1 protein-coding gene is annotated in these 1,615 nt (G+C 72.9%); it reads right to left on the bottom strand.

Features of this window, described 5'->3' with window-relative positions; all coding sequences use genetic code 11:
• A partial coding sequence (locus CQZ88_RS31370; protein WP_258008676.1) for an FMN-binding glutamate synthase family protein occupies positions 1-1,615 on the bottom strand: 1,615 nt, incomplete at both ends.

Here is a 1,615-nt window from a genome sequence, read left to right as displayed (position 1 = left end):
GGCCCAGCGCCGCGAGCCGCCGGCGCACGTCCCCGGCGACGAACAGGAAGAACTGCTCCACGAATTCCGCTCTGCCGGTGAACTTCTCCCGCAGTTCGGGGTTCTGGGTGGCGATGCCGACGGGACACGTGTCGAGGTGGCACACCCGCATGAGGATGCAGCCGAGGACCACCAGGGGCGCCGTGGCGAACCCGAACTCCTCGGCGCCGAGCAGCGCCGCGATCATCACGTCGCGGCCGGTGCGCAGCCCGCCGTCGCACTGCACGGTGATGCGGTCGCGCAGGCCGCTCAGCACGAGGGTCTGCTGGGTTTCGGCGAGCCCGATCTCCCACGGGGTGCCGGTGTGCTGCAGGGCGGTGAGCAGGGCCGCCCCGGTGCCGCCGTCGTGGCCGGAGATCAGCACCACGTCGGCATGGGCCTTGGCGACGCCGGCGGCGACGATGCCGACGCCGACGCCGCTGACGAGCTTGACGTGGATGCGGGCCTGCGGGTTGGCGCACCGCAGGTCGTGGACGAGCTCGGCGAGGTCCTCGATGGAGTAGATGTCGTGGTGCGGCGGCGGGGAGATCAGTCCGACGCCCGTGGTGGCGTGCCGGGTACGGGCGATCCACGGGTACACCTTGTGGCCGGGAAGCTGGCCACCCTCACCGGGTTTCGCTCCCTGCGCCATCTTGATCTGCAGGTCGGTCGCGTCGGCGAGGTAGGCGGCGGTGACACCGAAGCGGCCGCTGGCGACCTGCTTGACGGCGCTGCGGCGCAGCGGGTCACCGAGGCGGTCGGGATCCTCCCCGCCCTCCCCCGAGTTCGACCGGCCGCCGAGGCGGTTCATCGCGACGGCGAGGGTCTCGTGCGCCTCACCGGAGATCGAACCGTAGCTCATCGCCCCCGTGGCGAAGCGGCGCACGATGTCCTCCACCGGCTCGACCTCGTCGAGCGGGATCGGATCCGCGGCGACGGTGCGCAACAGCCCGCGCAGGGTTCCGCCCGCGGCGGCGAGCCGGTCGATCTCGGCGCAGTACCGCGCGTAGACGTCCACCCGCCCGGTGCGGGTCGCGTGCTGCAGCAGGAACACCGTCTCCGGGGTGAACAGGTGAGGTTCGCCGTCGCGTCGATACCGGTAGACGCCCCCACTGTCGAGAGCCGTTTCGGCGCACCGGTTCTCGAAGGCGGTCCGGTGCCGGCGACGGGCGTCGCGGGCCAGGTCGGCGAGGCTCGCGCCGCCCAGCCGGGAGACGGTGCCGGGAAGATACGCGTCCACGACCTCGCGGGCAAGGCCGACGGCCTCGAATGTCTGCGCCGCCGTGTACGAGGCGAGGGTGGAGATTCCGAGCTTGGCCATCACCTCGCGAACCCCGGAGACGACGGCGCGCCGGTAGTTCGCCGCGGCCGTCGCCGGGTCCGTGCCGGGGATGCGCCCGGCGGCCGCGAGTGAGCGCACGGTGTCGAGGGCGACGTAGGGGCACACCGTCGCGGCGCCGAATCCGACGAGCGCGGCCACGTGGTGGACCTCGCGCGCATCCCCGGATTCGGCGATCAGCGCGACGCGGGTGCGCCGCCGCGTGCGGACGAGGTGGTGGTGCACGGCGGAGACGGCGAGCAGGGAGGGGATGGGGAC

Source organism: Rhodococcus sp. ENV425 (assembly GCF_002887785.1).
GTDB classification, from domain to species: domain Bacteria; phylum Actinomycetota; class Actinomycetes; order Mycobacteriales; family Mycobacteriaceae; genus Rhodococcus; species Rhodococcus aetherivorans.
The sequence above is the reverse complement of the archived record's forward strand: the minus strand, read 5'-3'. Positions and strand labels throughout refer to the sequence as shown.